The sequence below is a fragment of the Algoriphagus limi genome (assembly GCF_024919275.1).
Taxonomy (GTDB): Bacteria; Bacteroidota; Bacteroidia; order Cytophagales; family Cyclobacteriaceae; genus Algoriphagus; species Algoriphagus limi.
This window is the reverse complement of record NZ_JANWGH010000002.1, coordinates 628,179-642,564: the sequence shown is the minus strand read 5'-3', so window position 1 is coordinate 642,564 and position 14,386 is coordinate 628,179. Positions and strand designations below refer to the sequence as shown.

Genomic DNA, 14,386 nt, shown 5'->3' with positions numbered 1-14,386 from the left:
CCTATTCAGCCTGCAGTTTCAAGCTATTGGAAGAAATAGCACTGTATTCTCTAACACTGTAACCAAGCATCCACCAAGTCAACCAAGCCACATAAGTGTACATTTCTGCATTTGCGGTGAAAAGGGGAAGTAGTAACCCTACTTTAGTTACTGCACCCACAAATGCGATTCGGGCTGTCATGGTGTCATCCGTTTGATAGAAAACCCGCAGACTCAAAACTACACCAGTGGCCAATGTAAGTAGGTATAAAAACATCCCAAGCCAACCCAATTGGACCCCATAAATCAAAAATTGATTTTCGCCTCCTACTCGTAAATCATCAGTCACGCTACCCACATTTCCGCTCATTGCCAGACCTATTCCGAATGGATTGGCGATCATAGAATCTAAGGCAAGGAGCCATTCCACCACGTGACCAATACTGGATGTATTTTCAAAAGTTAGCGTATCGACTACGAAATAGTAAAAATCCTCAGATGCAAAAAAGACCACATAAATCCCAAAACCTACCAAACTCAAAAACCCTAAACCGATGAGTTTATATAATCGAAAGACTAAAGCAATGAAAAAGATCATCACGAAAAAGGCTCCAAAAGCAGCTCTCGAGGCAGAGAAAATCAAACTTCCCAGGGAGCAAGCCATCACCAACAAATAGAGCCAGTTGGTTTCTTTTTTATTGGTCAAAAACCAGATTAATCCCGCTGCGAAACCCATCAAAACCGAACTTGCCATTTCCAATGGGTCCGAAAAAAAACTAGCCAATCGCTTTGTGACTGCCTGAGTTTCGAAAGTCCATGTCAATCCAAAATTACCGGTTGGGTCAATATCATTGATTGCTTGATTATACAGAGCATAGCCCGTAAACTGCTGCAAGTGGGCGTTTAAAAGAAAGTTTTCAACCAAGTTTACAAGAAAAGCTCCTATTGCCACAATGAAAATTATCTGGAATAATCGGCGAATTTCTACCCAATCAAAACGTGTATTTCTCCCTAAAAAATAGACCAGGCCTGGAATAAGCATAGTCTTAAAATACAGTAGCTTATTCATAAATGATGCTTCTCCCAAAGGCAGAAACAAATACAGAAAGGCTAAAGCCAGGAAGCCCAAAAACATGCAGTCAGTAGAAAGTAAACGAATAGGATATTGGGCTGGCTTTCGTTGATAAAGCACAAAAACCAATACCGCAATAATGACCACCAATTCTTTTAGAACCTGAAATATTGCAACCGCCTCTGTGGACCGGGTAACCAAATAGACCACACTAAGCGTGGTGATATAAAAGGGTAAAAATCCAGCTAGAAAATAGATGAAATAATTCCACTTTCCTTTGAAAAGCATCTCCTGCAAAACCCAAAGAAACCCAGCCCCAACAGCCAAGGCCATTACTATGAAAAATATTAAGGCCATGTGGGTGCAGGTTTAAGTTTGACATTCAACCCATCTCGTATTCCCTTTGCAACAGCCTTCAGCTTTTTGAACCTGCCTCTCAGCAAAAAATATATCAGCCAAAGCGTAAATCTTCCAAAATGATAAATAAACCCTAGAAGCGTTTGGAGGGAATTATTAGAACGAAGAAGGAAAAACTGATTTCGAACGTGATAATAAAATACCTGCGGACTCAACACTCCCTCCTCATGCTTTTTCTTGGAACTGGCACCTGCTTCATGATAAATCTTAGCATCCGCAACCAAGCCAATTTCAAATCCTTTTTCGCGAATCCGTAAAGACCATTCCACATCTTCGAAATAGGCAAAATACTGCTCATTTAGCAGTCCCGTTTCCAAAATCGCTTCTCGCTTGACAAGCATACAACAACCCGTCGCCCAATCCAATTGCTCCGTTTTTATCAAGTAATCTTGGATGTTTTGCCGATCTCCCAAGGTGATAGCTCTTCCAAGTGTTTTTTGCCATTTACCTCCTGCGCTCCAGATTTTTTGCTTCTCATGCAAAAAACAAATTAGAGGTTGAAGAACTCCAAGTTTGGGGTTTTGAGAAAACTGATGCATCATTTTTCCCAAGAAATCTGCCTCCACCTCCGTGTCATTGTTGAGTAATAAAATATGGCTAAACCCCAATTCTAGACCTTTCCGAATTCCCACATTATTCCCTCCAGAAAAACCTAGATTTTTCCCAGTTTCAAGAAGGTGAATGTGTGGAAACTCCTCTTTCAATTGAGCACCTTCTGGGTTTTCAGAACCATTATCAACCACAAAAATTTCATGGTTGGGATAATCCAAAGATTGCAAAGACTGCAAACACGCTCGGGTGAAAGAAATCCCGTTCCAATTGACTAAAATGATGGCAACAGATGGACTAGGCATAAAATCCCCGGACTAATTCACGTTTATGTCGGAATAAAAGCACCAAGCAAATCAAAAACACGATCACTTCAGTCGAAATGATACCGATACAAAGGCCTATCCCTCCCATTATGCTGGTAAGTAGCGTGGATACAATCAGCATGTAGACACACATCATCCAACTCGCCTTGAAAAGCAACTCTTTTAGGTCTGCAACCAAAAGCAAGGTGATGTTTCCAACATTCAGACAGGCCAAAAAAGGAACTGCCGCTAATATTTTTAGATAGAGAATTGACTCCTCTAGCTTAGATTTTGAAAGTACTTGAATAATCCATGGAGCAGAAAAATGAGCCCCTGCGGCAATAACTGCTCCCGCCAATAGTACTCTGAGATATACTTTCTTCAAAAAGCTAAAAAAGCGAGGAGGATCCTCTTTGTGAAGTTTGGAAGCATTAGGAAAAATGGCCTGAATAATCAGGGCAGGGAAAAGACGCAAAACCATCACTACCCGCTCGGCCAAACTGTACATTCCAAGGGTTTCTGCAACAGAGAAAAAACTCAAAATAATCAAGCCTCCATTGATGGAAATATGACTGGCCAGATTGGAAAAGAAAAGGAGCAAATTGTCTTTCCAACTTTTCCAAATAGCTGAAAACTCCGGTCTGTAGAAACGAATTCCCAAAAAGGAATGGATATAAATCAATAAGAGCAAATTGATCGAAAGCCCGAAAAAACCCATCATGAAGTTGACCCATTTACTTTGCTCAGGAGAATGGATAAAGAGGACAATCCCCATCAAAAAGAGCAATTTGGAGAAAATATTGGCGATTGAAACCAACTTCATTTTTTCCATTCCCTGAAAAAACCAAAGCGGTAAGGTGGCTTCAGAAAAGAGCAGAAGAGATGAAAAACCCAGAATCATCCGATACTCCTGAAATAAATTAAACCCAAAAGCTCCAACCAATATCAATACCGTAGCAATGGCTGCTAAAATTGATTTCGCAGAGAAAACATTGGAGACCAAATGAGATAAGGCCGTTTTATCATTTTGGTTGACGGCAACTTCCCGGGGAGCACTGAGGTTGTATCCAAAGCCTACCAGAATATTTAGCAGGATGATAACAGACAGCGCTAGGTTTACTAATCCAAATTGATCTACACCTATACTCTGTATCAGCAGAGGCATTGAAATAATCGAAATCAGCACATTAGAAGACTGAATCACCGCCAAAAACAAAAAGTTCTGAATAGACTTATTGCGGATAAAATTACTAAGCGGAAGAAGTGCTAGTTTTTCAAACATGGCAGCCTAGGTTTTAGCTTTCCTGCACATGTTTTTGGTACAAGCGACGGAAATAAAGATAAAATAAGGTCAGCAAGCCCAAAATAATCGCTCCCAAAACCATGCCCTTGACTAGCCGAATTTCACTTCGCTTCAATGGCAAACGTGGCGAATCAATAATCTGAATCAAAGGTGAATTGTTACGGTGATTGACCTTGGCGATTTCCAGATTTTTGACAATTTCCTGATATACAGCAGCCGTTGCCTGCACATCGATTTGTCGCTTGCGGCTTTCTACCTGAGCGGTATTTAGAAGTGGGTTTACATTAGGAACCGCATCTGTGGCTGAGGCATATTCAGCGATACTTTCATCCAAAATAGCCCGGACCGAATCCGCTTGGGTTTGAAGGATTTCCAGATTTTCGCCCGTTTTCTTGGTTTTGGTTTCGAGATAGAATGTATTGACTTTTTCTACCAACGTTTCATTGAAAACCTTCGCAAAGAGTTCGTCTTTGGAAGAAATACTTACTTGAATGATACTGAGCTTACGATCCGGCTTAGCTACAGAAAGCTGATTCTCCCTGATTCGTTTGGAAACCTGCTGTACCACCGAATCCTGAGCAACCGAAAATTGATCTCGAGGAATTGAAAAATCCATAGAAGGAATATCGACTTTGGAAGCCCATTTCTTATCCAATTCTTCAAACTCCACATAGCGATCAATCAACAGCTGATCCTGAGAAAAAGGACTCAAAAGGGTCTCACCCAACATCCGGTCTGAGCGATAAAGCTCCATGATATTGTCTCCTTGAAACAATCCACTCGTACTTCCCAAAGAACCCAAATTAACTCCTACCAATGAAGCCAATCCAGACATTTGGCTAAGGCTAGCTCCATCACTTTCTTCCAAAACAAAAGAAGTCTCAGCATGAAATACCGGTTTCTTGAAAATGGAAACCAAAGCACCTAAAACCAGCCCAATTACGCCTGCTATAACAAGGGTTTTCCATTTGGAAATGAAAAAAAGCAGCCACTCACGAAGATTTTGAATGACTTCCTTCAGGGTAAACTGATTATCCGAAAAATGCTTATTTGAATTCATCACAAGTTGATTTGTGAAACAACCAAAACCAAAGTCGCTAATCCAGTAGTGATTCCAACTACATCACCTAGGCGAAGAGGAGGTTTAGGACCTTTGGTAGGAACAATTACTTCTGCTCCTGGCTCTACTGATGGAAAGCTTCGAATACCAAGAAATCCCTTGGTTCGTTTTACAGCCCCATTGGCATAGACCACGTAGGTTTGTTTCCTGTTTGCCCGTCTTTCAAATCCACCGGCTCCATTGATGTAGTGCTTCAGGTTTTTTCCTCTTTCGAATCGAAGGGTGGTCGGATATACCACATCTCCCCGCATCCGAACAGTTTGCAATAATTTTGGAACCGATAAAATATCTCCTTCTTCCAAAATCAAATCATCTTCTGATCCCGGGTTTTTTAAAATGGTTTCCAAATCTATGGCTACTGCTTCAGTCTCCTTTATTTTCACAGCGAATCCCGGCGTTTCAGAAGCGATCTGATCCAAGGATTCCTTTTTGGTCTGAGCAATTAGGGTATCCACAGGATTCTCATCCATGGACAAATCCGAGAATAATCGCTGCAATAATTCTTCCTGTGCCTCTGAGTTGTTCGGGTCTTTTAATAATTGCAGACGAAGAGATTCCAGATTTCTCCGTCTTCGAATCTGTTCGGATTCCGTATTAAAAAATTCTGTTCTACGGATTAAAGTAGCACCTTTTGCATAGGCAAATTGATTGAGACCTCCAGCTCTTTTCACCAAATCTGAAATCCGCTCTCCAGCACTTTGAATTGCAAATATTCCAGGAGAGTAAACCTGTCCTTCGACTGCGACAAGCTTTTGCATGGTAAAGGCAGCTTTCTTCCGCACGATCACCTGATCAAATGGCTGTAAAGTTTGTGGTGTACTTAAAGGAGATAAATCAGGATTTACCTTCACGGGAATAATATCAGACAACGTTCCTAAGTCTGAATCTTCCAGTCTCCTTGCAATTTCAATGTCATTGGGGTTTGCAGATTCCTCGAGTCCCCCTGCCAAAATAAGCAACTCCTCGACCGTCATGGATTCAGAATACGGATAAACTCCAGGTTTCATCACTTCTCCCAAAACCTGAACATATTGCTCCGTTTGTATATCATATATGCTGGAAATTCGAACCACATCTTCCCGCTGCAATGCAATATCTGGTGCCGTTCCATTTAAAATTTCTCGCAGATTAACCTGAATCATTTGGGTACTCAAGTCATTTTTGGTTCGCAGGATACTTGCCTGCTCCAAATAAGCATCTCCTCGTAAACCCTCAGCATTCTTAACCAATTGGGAAAGTGTCAACCCCTCTGCTAGTGCATAAATTCCTTCTCTGTATACAGCGCCTTTGATTTGAACGCGGTTGCTATATCGATCCAAAACTCTTCCAACGGTAATTCGATCACCTCCTTGAAGAAGGAACATCCCGAATTGGTTTTGGTATACATCTGATACGGATCGCTGATTATCAGTAATTCTGGAAATCGCTACTCGGTTTTGAAAAGCTTCATCTGTAAATCCTCCTGCGTAGCGTAGTAATTCTTCTAAAGTTTCCCCTTCCTTCATCTCAAAAATCAATGGCCTCTTTACCTCTCCGAAAATTTCAACTCTTGAAACGTAGGGAGTAACCAAAATAACGTCCTGATCTTGAAGCTGAAGATTCAATCCTGCCGTCCCATCAATCAATAAATCATAAACATCGACTTCGGAAATCTGACGGTTATTTCTCACCACCTTAATTCCACGCATGGTTCCATTATCATTTGGACCCCCTGCAGCATAGAGTGCATTGAATACCGTAGAAAAGGCACTAAGGGTAAACGTTCCTGGCAGTCGAACTTCCCCAAGAATATGCACCTTGATAGTTCGAACATTACCTAAGGTCACCTGTAAAAAAGTGGTGGGATTGGAACTCACCAAGCTTGGATAATAGCGACCTACTCGATTTTTGATAATTGCGGTCGCTTCCTCTATAGTCTTACCTGAAACGGCAACCGGACCAATATTATCTAGCAGAACAAATCCATCTGGGTTAACAGTGGCTTCGTAGTATTGCTCGGATTCTCCATAGATATCCACATAAACCATATCCCCGGCCCCTAAAACATAGTTTTTTGGAGTGGCCTGATTCAGACTGGGCTCAAAGCTTAATCTTCGGTTTTTTTGATAAAAAAGATCTGCTCCGAAAATATTGGATTCCGGATTTTCGGATTTGATCAACTCCTGAGGCTCATAGATTCCTCGGGTTATTTCATTGAAATCAACTTGCTGTCTTGGAGCTCTCTTCGAAGCAATACTTTGTCGGCCGCTTGTGCTACTCATATCCAGTTCTTCCAATCTTCGCCGAAGCTTATCTACTTGAGCGGATGGCATGCCCTGCATTTCTGCCATCTGAAGAAATTGCAAAGTGCTAAGCCCTGCTTCATTTGCTCTGCGAATCAGCTCTTGAATCTGCTGATCCGAAAGTTCATCCACTTGAATGGTGCGAATGTCAACGTTCTCCTGCGCCGTTGTTGTGGAAACAGTCCCAAAAACCAAAAGGGCAAAAAGCAGGAAAAAATAAGAAAAGCGTAAAGTTATCCTCATGTGAAAATGCAGACCTGGGTGAATTTCAAGCAAATATGCGACTTAAAAATCCATGAAATTCCTCTTTAAACCAAAAATAGTTACAAAAAGCTAGTGATTTGAGGGCTTCTTACCTTACTCTGTACAGTTTTTACAAATTTCAATTTGTGTCCTATCCTTTAGCAATTGCCCTCGAAATGCTTGATAAGGAGCTGATTTCCAAATTTGATCCATAGTCTCCGAACTGAAGTTTCCCATCACATGCTGGGCATCCTTGTCAAAGCAACAGGGTACGACTTTTCCATCCCAGGTTACCACTGCTCCTTGCCACATGCGCCAACATTTATTTTTAATCTTTTTCTTCAGCTTCCATTTTCCCTTTCCATCCGGTACATATCGGGAATAGCCCAATTCCGAAGGAATCAACTCAGATCCATTTTCAAAGTCATAAATCTGGGTGGTTTTTAATTGCAATTCATCTACGCCTAATTCTTTTACCCATTTTTTCAAAGCAGGAATTTGATGCTCATTTTGTCCTGTCACCAAAAACTGAAGGACTACTCGCGGGAATTTTTGACCGAATTCTTTTCGCTTTTGAAGTAAAAGTCGGAGGCCTTGTTCTACTTTTTCAAGTTTTCCTCCAACTCGATATTGCTCGTAAACTTCCTGAGTAATTCCATCCATAGAAACGATCAACTGACGTAACCCGCTTTTGAGAAGATTATCCACTCGCTTTTCATCCAGGTAATGTGCATTGGTAGAAGTAGAGGTGAAAATTCCTTGCGAATGAGCAAAAGAGACCAAGTCCAAAAATTGCGGATGTAAAAAAGGCTCCCCCTGAAAGTATAAATGCAGCCAAGTTAGATGGTCCTTTACCTGATGAATAACCGATTGGAAAAGCTCTGTCTGAAGCATACCTATTGGACGTGTAAATGACCGTAAGCCTGAAGGACATTCCGGACAGCGTAAATTACAGCTCGTCGTGGGCTCTATACTCAGGGTAGTTGGTTTACCCCATACAATAGGCCTCTTAAGAATTCTACTGATTTGAAAAGAAGTGCCTAAAAGAAAAATATTCCAGACCTTAGTCCAGGTGAGAAGTCGAAAAAAGGCAAAAGCAGTCAGGATCTGATTTTTCACAACAGAAAATAAATCATTCTAAAACGAAGCGCCAAAGGTATACTTAAAAGTAGGTACTCGCGTTCCTTTGAAAAAGCCTGAAATCCTTACTTTTGAATCAAACTTTCCAATTATGAACAAACTATCACTTCTTGGAATCGGATGCATGCTGCTGCTTCTCTTTTCATGTGGAAGCAAAAACGAAACCTGCGAACTGGATTCGGACATTCTTTCTCAAGATTTAGAGGTAGAGGTAGTTCGCTTAGAGCAGGAGTTTTTTAGAGCTGATACAAAAGAAGATTTTCAATATCTACTGGAAAAGTATCCTGAGTTCACCAAAATTTATCTTCAAGCTGACCTGTATAATTCCATGGATTCCTTGACTTCGGATTTGCTGGAAATCCATCAAGATTCGGCGATGCAGGTATTGAATGATTCTGTTCAGGTTGTTTTTGAGGATTTCTCCGATGTGGAAGAAGAGTTGGAAAATGCCTTTAAGTACATCCGACATTATTTCCCGGATTTTCAGGCACCGAAAGTCTATACTTTCGTCTCTGGTTTCAATTCAGATCTGCTTGTTACAGAGGAATTAATTGTCATCGGTTTGGACTATTTCTTGCCGGCTAGTCATTCGTTCCAACCTGAATTGCCACGCTACATGGCAGAGCGCTATGAGAAGGCCTACATAGTTCCCATGATTGTGACGGCCATATCCTCTCGATACAATCAGACGGATCCACGAGATAATTCCATGCTGGCAGAAATGATTTACTATGGAAAATCCTACCATTTCACCAAAGCAATACTTCCCTGCACTTCAGACCAGTTTATAATTGGCTATACTCCGGATCAGATTGCCGAGTCATTTGCAAACGAGGAATACATTTGGGCTCATTTTGTAGAAAATGAATTGCTCTATGAAACCAACCCCTTTGAGATAAGAAAATACATGGGTGAAGCACCATTCACAGATGCAATTAGTACTGCCGCGCCGGGTCGATTGGGGCGTTGGCTAGGTTGGAATATCGTAGATGATTATGTTTTTAATCAAGAAGTCCCATTGCCTGACTTGATGCGAAATAGTAATGCTGAGGAAATTTTCAGGCAGTCAGGATATAGACCTCGTCCCCCTGCATAGGAGGATGCTTTTCAGGTTGGATGACTGATAAAAGCCGCTTGACAGCCAATTCTTTTCGGAAATAGTTCTCAGCCAATTTTCGGGCATTTTTTTGCATCTGGAGAATAGCAGTCCTATCATCTTCCAGTTTTTCCAATTCCTGAAAACACTGATCCATCTTTCCTGGAAGGCAACTAATTCCAAGCTGATGTTGCTTCACCAATTGGAAAACCCATCCCTTATGATTCACCAAAATGGCCTTACCAGCTGCCAAAGCATCAAAAAATTTGTTTGGGCTATTCGTTTTTAAAACCGGCAAATGCGCAAAGGAAATCCAAGCGAAATCTGCCAAAGAAAGCAATTCATTTACATTTTCTTTAGACCCAAAAGGAAAAAAACGGACCTGATCCAAGCCCCTTTGCTCAGCATTCTGAATCAATAATTCCCGATGACTTCCTTCTCCCATAATCAGGAATTGCCAGTTTTTTTGTTTTCCCTTTGCCAGCTCTGCCAAATCCAATAATTCCTCGACTCCATTTACCTGACCTAATGCACCCGCATAAGCAATCGTTAATTGGTCCTTTAAACCCCACTGTTGAAGAAGATTTTTGGATTTTTCCTGGGGAAAGAATCGATCCAAATCTGAAAAATTGGGAATGATGCTCGTCTTCTTTTGAGGACTTACCTGCCTGACATGTTTGGCAATTCCCGGTGAAAGGGCCACGAGAGATAGGGACTGATCATAAACCTTCTTTTCAAATTTGCGAAGCATTCGAATCAAAAGGGGGTTTCTAATAGCACCCACTTGGATAGGTGCTTCCGGCCAAATATCCCGAATCTCGAAAATATAGGGCGTAGCCAATCGCTTCTTTGCCCAAAGTCCAATCAAGCCAGTAGTCAAAGGAGTCGAGCTCACGTACAGAAGGTCTGCTCGACCAAGTTTCTTCAATAATCGACGGGATTTCCTGACAAACTCGAGGAAGGCCAAAACCCTTCGAAAAAAACCAAAACGCTGATCATAAGGAACGGGCAAATAATGGACTTTAAAGCCATCGATCCATTGCTGATCGTAATGTCGAATATTCTTCCCACTGATGACTTCGACCTGAATACCTGCCTCTGCCAATCCTTTTGCCAGATGGTAAGAGCGTACAGCCCCACCTTCATCAGGGGTGCGAAAATATTGGTGGATATAAAAGATCCTCATGGCTTTTGCAATTTCAGCCATTCGGCCAAAAGAAAGAAATTATAGATGGTCAAAAAGTGCGTTTTCACAAAGTCCTGAGGTCTGGACAAAATGGTTTTCGTCACCTCTGGCAACTCCTTTTGATAGGTAATTCCAAATTCCTGAACAATGGAAAAGACCCAAGATGAAAACTCATTTTTCTCGCTCAGCCACTCCAAGAGCGGAAGTCCAAATCCCAATTTTTTGCGATCGGCTACCCAACCCAATTCCAAATCCTGCAAACTTTGACGAATCCACTTTTTCCCGATCAAGTCCTCCTCATTTTCAATTTGCTCCCAAAAATTCATCATCTCCTGATCCAGATAAGGAGATCTACCTTCAATTCCATGAGCCATCAATGCATTGTCTTGAATTTTCAGAATATCCTGCACCAAGTAGATTTGTCGATCAAAGTCCAGCATCTGCTTGTAGAGGGGAAGTTTTTTCCGGAAAACCCTTTCATAGTCTTCAAACAAATCTGAAGAAAGAGTTTCCAAAGCTGAAAAATTCAAAAAAGTCTTCCTTGGATCAGAATCGATTCCAGAGAAAAACTTATTCCAATTTCTCCCAATAGGTAATTTTCCCACAAAGGGAGAAATCTTTAACAAAAGCTCTTTATTATTCAAGTAAGTATGAAACGCCTTGTGCCGCTGATACCCACCCCAAAGTTCATCAGCCCCAGCACCGGAAATCAGTACTTTTACAGATTCTTTGGCCTTTTTTCCGATCAACCAAACCAAGAAACTCGCTGAATCCCCAACAGGATAATCAAGGTTTTGGAGATAATCTTCCCAGTTGTCACGAAAAATTGATTGATTAACATCCACAGAAACTTGATCAAAAGGAATCTTTTTGTGAAGCCTTTTTACAGCTAAACAATCGTCGTAGTTCTTTTGGACTGCCGGTTCAAATTGGGCAGTAAAAGCAGGAAGAGGAACTCCTGTTTCATAATACCAAAGAGCATACAACAAGGTGCTATCCGAGCCTCCACTTAGGAGCATTCCAATTGGGACATCGGCATGAAACTGTTTCAAAACCGCATCTTTTAGCAATTCGGTAAACCGGCTTTGGGTTTTTTCTTTTTCTAACTTTTTTTTCTTTGGAATATCATCCCACCGAAAGGCAGATTGATCCCGAATGAGGCTAAAACGTGCTGGTTTCCATTCTTTAACTCCTTTGAAAAAAGTTTTGCCAGGCTGTGGGGTACGGAGGTAATGAAAATATTCCACCTGCACCATATCCACAGCAGAACCTATCAACTTGGCGATTCCTCTGCTCTCTGAAGAAATAAAAAGTGAATCATGCGTTTGGTGATAATAGAGAGGTTTTTCGCCGTTTTTATCCCTAGCTACCAGAATATTTTGTGCAGGCAAATCCACAAAAACCAAAGCAAACATTCCCTGAAGCTTCTCCAAACCTGCAGTCCCAAAAATCTTTAGCCAATGAAGGAGTACTTCCGTGTCGGATTGAGTGAAAAATTCCACTCCCATTTTTAGAAGGAGATTTCGTAGATCTTGATAATTGTAGATTTCCCCATTCCAGATTAGAAGGTGATTCCCATCCGGAGACCAAAATGGCTGATCCGCTTCGGGACCAGGATGAAGGATTTTAAGTCGATTTACTCCAATCCAAATCCCGGGCCAAGGACTTAATTTGTCCTCTTGGTCAGGGCCACGGTGCTTGGCACTATCCATCAGGACGTTCAAAGCCTCTTCATTGGCTCCCTTTCCCCAAACAACGTGGATTCCGCACATTAGCTCTTGGATTTTTTAACCGGTTTCAGACCGTGCTGCTTTTCATAATATCGGCAGAAATAAGAAATCTTACATTCTTCACATTTTGGCTTTCGAGCTAAGCAAGTATAGCGTCCATGAAGAATCAACCAATGATGAGCTTGATGAATATATTCTTTTGGAATATGCTTGACCAATTGCTTCTCAACTTCTAATGGCGTTTTGGCTGACATAGGAACAAGACCCAAGCGCTTAGAGACACGGAATACATGGGTATCCACTGCCATATTCGGCTGCTGCCAAACTACGGAGGTAATCACGTTGGCTGTTTTTCGACCTACTCCCGGAAGTTTGATTAAATCCGTTACCGTATCAGGAACTTCAGAATTGAAATCTTCCACCAACATCTTTCCCAACCCGAGCAAATGTTTGGTTTTGTTATTGGGATAAGAGACGGATTTGATGTAAGGAAAAAGCTCATCAAAATTTGATGCGGCCAAATGTTCAGGGGTAGGAAAGTCCCGAAACAAGGCAGGAGTCACCATGTTGATCCGCTTATCGGTGCATTGTGCAGAAAGGACTACCGCTATGAGTAATTGGAAAGGATTCTCATACTCAAGCTCGGTTTCTGCCACCGGCATATTTTTGGAAAAGTAATCGATAAAGGCTTGATAGCGCTCTTTTTTAAGCATGAACTTTAAACTTGGATTGGGAGATGAAGATAATTAATATTAAAGGATTCAAGCGTCGAAAAATGGAAAAATCCTCTGATCAAAAGCTCTCTATCCCTATGAAAAATCTTTTATCCTTTTGCTTTCTTTTTCTAGTTCTAGTCTCTTTGCAAACAGTTAAAGGACAAGAAAGACCGAGAGAACTGGGGGTTCCTTTTGGCGTTTTAGCCCCTGGAAAATTAAATGCCATCACAGATGTGGCTGGAGTGAAAGTAGGGCATTTCACAAAGATCGAAGGAGACTCCATCCGAACGGGAGTGACGGCCATTTTAGCTCATGGAGGAAATATTTTTCAGGAAAAAGTGCCTGCAGCAATCTACGTGGGAAATGGGTTTGGAAAGCTCGCAGGCATCACTCAAGTACAGGAATTGGGATTGCTGGAAAGTCCAATAATTCTAACCAATACCTTATCTGTTGCCGCGGGAATTGAAGGCGCCGTACGCTATACACTAAATCAACCCGGAAATGAGTCGGTGCAATCCGTGAATGCTTTAGTGGGAGAAACTAATGATGGCTTTCTAAATGATATTCGGGGAATGCACATTTCTCCAGAAGATGTCATTGCAACCATTCAAGCTGCCCAAGATGGACCTGTCCAAGAAGGAAATGTAGGAGCTGGAACAGGTACTATTTGTTTTGGTTGGAAAGGAGGGATAGGAACAGCTTCTAGAAAACTACCCGAATCACTTGGAGGCTACACAGTAGGTGTTTTGGTACAAAGCAATTTTGGTGGAAACCTTCAAATTGGCGGAGTTCCAGTAGGTGAAAACCTAGAGAAATATCCCTTCCGAAATGCAATCGAAAAAGCGGATGGAAGCTGCATGATTGTGGTAGCTACCGATGCCCCTGTTTTATCAAGAAATTTGGAGCGAATGGCCAAAAGAGCCATGATGGGATTGGCTAAGACTGGGGGAATTGCTTCGAATGGTTCGGGAGATTATGTGATTTCTTTCTCGACAGCCGAATCGCTTCGCTCAGCCTATTCAGCTAAGTCCGGGGAATTGGAACATGCTGAAATTCTACGAAATGATGACATGAGTGCTCTTTTCATGGCTGTCATAGAAGCAACAGAAGAAGCGATAATCAATTCCCTTTTTGCAGCGGAAACTATGGAAGGAAAACAAGGTCGAACTGTTGAAGCTTTACCCAAAAAGCAGGTGTTGGAATGGATTAATAAGCAATAATTTTTCCATCATTAATCCACTTTGTAAA

General features: G+C 41.6%; 11 protein-coding genes. 2 read left to right on the top strand and 9 right to left on the bottom strand.

All coding sequences use genetic code 11. From position 1 onward, the window contains the following. Window position 1: 1 nt before the first annotated feature. The 6 genes from NY014_RS11185 to NY014_RS11160 form a co-directional block, all read right to left on the bottom strand. Window positions 2–1,408 (bottom strand): O-antigen ligase family protein, encoded by a 1,407-nt coding sequence (locus NY014_RS11185; protein ID WP_259414669.1) that lies wholly within the window; start codon window positions 1,406–1,408, stop codon window positions 2–4. Further along, complete coding sequence (locus NY014_RS11180) at window positions 1,399–2,322, bottom strand: glycosyltransferase family 2 protein (RefSeq protein ID WP_259414668.1); 924 nt, start codon at window positions 2,320–2,322, stop codon at window positions 1,399–1,401. The genes NY014_RS11185 and NY014_RS11180 overlap by 10 nt, the downstream gene beginning before the upstream one ends. After that, window positions 2,315–3,604 carry an oligosaccharide flippase family protein gene (locus tag NY014_RS11175; RefSeq protein WP_259414667.1) on the bottom strand — a complete coding sequence of 430 codons (1,290 nt, stop codon included), beginning with the start codon at window positions 3,602–3,604 and terminating at the stop codon, window positions 2,315–2,317. Before NY014_RS11175 ends, NY014_RS11180 begins: the two co-directional genes overlap by 8 nt. 13 nt (window positions 3,605–3,617) lie before the next feature. Beyond that, window positions 3,618–4,685 (bottom strand): GumC domain-containing protein, encoded by a 1,068-nt coding sequence (locus NY014_RS11170; protein ID WP_259414666.1) that lies wholly within the window; start codon window positions 4,683–4,685, stop codon window positions 3,618–3,620. Then, a complete protein-coding gene (locus tag NY014_RS11165; protein WP_259414665.1) occupies window positions 4,685–7,270 on the bottom strand; it encodes an SLBB domain-containing protein in 2,586 nt (861 codons plus the stop codon). Before NY014_RS11165 ends, NY014_RS11170 begins: the two co-directional genes overlap by 1 nt. A 114-nt stretch (window positions 7,271–7,384) precedes the next feature. Continuing rightward, window positions 7,385–8,389, bottom strand: coding sequence for a radical SAM/SPASM domain-containing protein (locus NY014_RS11160; RefSeq protein WP_259414664.1), 1,005 nt, complete (start codon window positions 8,387–8,389; stop codon window positions 7,385–7,387). Between the two features lie 112 nt (window positions 8,390–8,501). Here NY014_RS11160 and gldB point away from each other — a divergent pair, with 112 nt between their 5' ends. Beyond that, a complete protein-coding gene (gene gldB / locus NY014_RS11155; protein WP_259414663.1) occupies window positions 8,502–9,506 on the top strand; it encodes a gliding motility lipoprotein GldB in 1,005 nt (334 codons plus the stop codon). Here the strand turns inward: gldB and NY014_RS11150 are convergent. The 3 genes from NY014_RS11150 to nth are packed head-to-tail and all read right to left on the bottom strand — an operon-like array spanning window position 9,469 to window position 13,135. After that, window positions 9,469–10,692 (bottom strand): glycosyltransferase family 4 protein, encoded by a 1,224-nt coding sequence (locus tag NY014_RS11150; RefSeq protein ID WP_259414662.1) that lies wholly within the window; start codon window positions 10,690–10,692, stop codon window positions 9,469–9,471. The two genes, gldB and NY014_RS11150, sit on opposite strands and share 38 nt — an antisense overlap. Further along, window positions 10,689–12,464, bottom strand: coding sequence for an asparagine synthase (glutamine-hydrolyzing) (gene asnB / locus NY014_RS11145; RefSeq protein WP_259414661.1), 1,776 nt, complete (start codon window positions 12,462–12,464; stop codon window positions 10,689–10,691). The genes NY014_RS11150 and asnB overlap by 4 nt, the downstream gene beginning before the upstream one ends. Continuing rightward, window positions 12,464–13,135: an endonuclease III gene (nth, locus tag NY014_RS11140; RefSeq protein ID WP_259414660.1), complete on the bottom strand. Its 672-nt coding sequence runs from the start codon at window positions 13,133–13,135 to the stop codon at window positions 12,464–12,466. The genes asnB and nth overlap by 1 nt, the downstream gene beginning before the upstream one ends. A gap of 98 nt (window positions 13,136–13,233) precedes the next feature. Here nth and NY014_RS11135 point away from each other — a divergent pair, with 98 nt between their 5' ends. Then, complete coding sequence (locus NY014_RS11135) at window positions 13,234–14,358, top strand: DmpA family aminopeptidase (RefSeq protein WP_259414883.1); 1,125 nt, start codon at window positions 13,234–13,236, stop codon at window positions 14,356–14,358. Window positions 14,359–14,386: the final 28 nt, after the last annotated feature.

Excerpts from the sequence above, each read along its gene's own strand:
- NY014_RS11150 (WP_259414662.1), bottom strand. The coding sequence starts at position 10,692 with ATGAGGATCTTTTATATCCACCAATATTTTCGCACCCCTGATGAAGGT.
- NY014_RS11185 (WP_259414669.1), bottom strand. The coding sequence starts at position 1,408 with ATGGCCTTAATATTTTTCATAGTAATGGCCTTGGCTGTTGGGGCTGGG.
- NY014_RS11175 (WP_259414667.1), bottom strand. The coding sequence starts at position 3,604 with ATGTTTGAAAAACTAGCACTTCTTCCGCTTAGTAATTTTATCCGCAAT.
- nth (WP_259414660.1), bottom strand. The coding sequence starts at position 13,135 with ATGCTTAAAAAAGAGCGCTATCAAGCCTTTATCGATTACTTTTCCAAA.
- gldB (WP_259414663.1), top strand. The coding sequence starts at position 8,502 with ATGAACAAACTATCACTTCTTGGAATCGGATGCATGCTGCTGCTTCTC.
- NY014_RS11165 (WP_259414665.1), bottom strand. The coding sequence starts at position 7,270 with ATGAGGATAACTTTACGCTTTTCTTATTTTTTCCTGCTTTTTGCCCTT.
- asnB (WP_259414661.1), bottom strand. The coding sequence starts at position 12,464 with ATGTGCGGAATCCACGTTGTTTGGGGAAAGGGAGCCAATGAAGAGGCT.
- NY014_RS11135 (WP_259414883.1), top strand. The coding sequence starts at position 13,234 with ATGAAAAATCTTTTATCCTTTTGCTTTCTTTTTCTAGTTCTAGTCTCT.
- NY014_RS11170 (WP_259414666.1), bottom strand. The coding sequence starts at position 4,685 with ATGAATTCAAATAAGCATTTTTCGGATAATCAGTTTACCCTGAAGGAA.
- NY014_RS11180 (WP_259414668.1), bottom strand. The coding sequence starts at position 2,322 with ATGCCTAGTCCATCTGTTGCCATCATTTTAGTCAATTGGAACGGGATT.